Source organism: Desulfobacterales bacterium, from assembly GCA_029211065.1.
Classification (GTDB): Bacteria; Desulfobacterota; Desulfobacteria; order Desulfobacterales; family JARGFK01; genus JARGFK01.
Map to the genome: position 1 here is coordinate 1 of JARGFK010000230.1, position 2,516 is coordinate 2,516.

Here is a 2,516-nt window from a genome sequence, read left to right on the forward strand (position 1 = left end):
GAGGATAATGATGTGAGACTTGGGGCATTCGAATGGTTTTGTAATTTGTCCTGATAGTCCACAACGTCCCCTTTTGTATTCGCTTTTGGGAACCGCTCGCGGCGAACGAAGGACCGTGCCGATCCGAAGCCCTTCCCCCTTTTCTCTGGGACTTTCCTGCCATATGCCCTTAATCGCCATATTTTAGTGCGTTTAGCGTGGGCCGACCCAAAAATTCTCTCAATCTCAACCTTAAAATCCTATTCATGTCCGGCTATCCAACCGATGTGATCGACCATCACGGCATCCTGGACAACGGCGTGGAATTCATCTCCAAACCGTTCTCTCGCCATGATTCGGCGGAAAAGATACGAAAGGTGCTGGACAATCCCGGCCGGTAACTGTGGGACTTGCCAATAAAAAAAACCTCTCCTACCTTTTACCTTTTATCGTAAAATATTTCGGGGTTTCAAAAATTTAATGAGAGGATAATGATGTGAGACTTGGGGCATTCGAATGGTTTTGTAATTTGTCCTGATAGTCCACAACGTCCCCTTTTGTTTAACTTCCCATTTGCTTTTTTTCAGTTGTATCAAAGCGATATTGTTCATATGGGCTGCTTAGAAACTTTCGCATGCTCCAAATATTCTGGTTCATGTCCTTCTAACCAGTCCGGTCATAACGCCGAGGATCTTGAAATATCGCGGGTCTTGTTTTTTGAAAATTATTGAAGGGTAATTCGGATGGGCCGGCTCCAGTCGAATTTGGTTTTTGGATTTAAAATAATATTTTAAGGTGACCTCATCTTCGATCAGCGCAGCGACGATGTCCCCGTCTTGAGCCTGATTCTGTATTCTTATGATCACATAATCACCGTGCAAAATATGTGCACCCGCCATCGAATCCCCTTTAATGCAAACGGCAAAGCAGCCATCCGCATTAAAAAGATGTCGATCGATTTCCAAAGATTGGTCGGTATTTTCAACGGCCAGAATAGGCGTTCCGGCGGCAACCCTTCCGACCACAGGGATTCGTTTCCCACGTGAGGTCAATCCTCCCTGCAGGGTGATCCCCCGACCTTTGCCCGAATGAATCTGCAGGTAGCCCTTGTTTTCCAAAGCGCGCAGTTGAACATGGACGGTGTTAAGCGATTTAAGTCCGAAATGACTGCAAATTTCCCTGATGGTCGGCGGAAACCCATGGGCCGTATTAAAATCGCTAAGGAATTTTAGCAGCTGATTTTGTTTTTCCGACAAACTATTTACGAATGGCATCCATCCCCACAAAAGAACATTTGTATCTTCGTTCAAATATCCCATCATCATAGAATCTGTCAAGTTTAAAGATATTAAGTAAATCCTTATGATAAACGGTTGCGGTTACGTCTTGACAGAATAGAACATATGTTCTATATCCGCAAAATCCGTACTACTGTCTGTCCCATGAAGGTTTGATCCGCTTGGCTTAAAAGGAGGCCCCATGTCCTGCGCAGGTTCGGTTTACAGGCCCCGCAAACCCCAAAATTCGCCATATTACCAGTGCGTTGAAGACCATCTTGAAGCGTTTGAACAGGTTTACGAAGACCGCTTCGAACGTAAATATGGATTTTTTCGGCCTTATGTCAAGCAGGTGATTTACCGTTATCTTGACTGCGGCCTCCTGTATAATGGCTTTGCGCGTGTGAGATGCGAAGACTGCGGGCATGAATATTTACTTGCTTTCTCATGTAAGCGCCGCCATTTTTGCCCTTCGTGTCACCAAAAGCGAGTGGTGGAATTCGGTGAGTGGTTGTGCCAGGAGGTCGTCAAGACAGTTCCCCACCGGCATGTAGTATTAGGCATTCCTAAGATTTTACGGCGATATTTTCTATATGACCGAAAGCTGCTTTCCGATTTAAGTCGCTGCGGTTGGGAAGCGCTAAAGCTTTATTTGAAAAAAGCCGCCAGGGATAAGCAAGCAGTACCCGGCGCTGTTATCGCCATTCAGAGTTTCGGTGATTTTTTGGGGTTTAATCCGCATCTGCATATTCTCATTTCAGACGGTTGTTTCCATGAGAACGGCATGTTTTCCGTTTCGCCGGCCATCGATACCGACACTTTGGAGAAAATTTTCCGGCATATGGTCTTGAAGATGCTTTTGGCTAAAGGCAAAATCAGCCCGGATGTGATCGCGCTGCTGGATAAATGGCGCCATACGGGCTTCAATACCTATTACGGGCCGAGGATTTTGCCTTGGCAGGAAAGCTCAATGGAAAATCTGGCCCGGTACATCATCCGCGCTTCGTTCTCTCAAAAGCGGATGAGCTATCATCGGGAATCCGGCCAGGTGGAATACCGGTCAAAGGATGGTTCCGAGATAAAGGTTTTCGATGCGCTGGAATGGATGGCGGCCATGTGCAGCCACGTACCGGGCAAAGGCGAACAGATGGTCCGGTACTATGGGTATTATAGCAACCTTTCGCGTGGAAAACGAAAAAAGGCCGGCGCTGAAGATAAGATTCCCTGCATCCTGGAACCGGAGACGACCGATAAGGCATT

General features: G+C 46.7%; 3 protein-coding genes. 2 read left to right on the forward strand and 1 reads right to left on the reverse strand.

Going from position 1 to position 2,516, the window contains the following annotated elements:
• Nucleotides 1–245 precede the first annotated feature (245 nt).
• A complete protein-coding gene (locus P1P89_23075; protein ID MDF1594407.1) occupies nucleotides 246–380 on the forward strand; it encodes a hypothetical protein in 135 nt (44 codons plus the stop codon).
• A 252-nt stretch (nucleotides 381–632) separates the two neighbouring features.
• Here the strand turns inward: P1P89_23075 and lexA are convergent, their stop codons facing one another.
• On the reverse strand, nucleotides 633–1,253 hold the full coding sequence (lexA, locus tag P1P89_23080) for a transcriptional repressor LexA (GenBank protein ID MDF1594408.1): 621 nt from the start codon (nucleotides 1,251–1,253) through the stop codon (nucleotides 633–635).
• Between the two features lie 205 nt (nucleotides 1,254–1,458).
• Here lexA and P1P89_23085 point away from each other — a divergent pair.
• Nucleotides 1,459–2,516: transposase (locus tag P1P89_23085; GenBank protein ID MDF1594409.1), on the forward strand; the 1,058-nt coding region annotated here is incomplete at its 3' end.

Excerpts from the sequence above, each read along its gene's own strand:
- lexA (MDF1594408.1), bottom strand. The coding sequence starts at position 1,253 with ATGCCATTCGTAAATAGTTTGTCGGAAAAACAAAATCAGCTGCTAAAA.
- P1P89_23075 (MDF1594407.1), top strand. The coding sequence starts at position 246 with ATGTCCGGCTATCCAACCGATGTGATCGACCATCACGGCATCCTGGAC.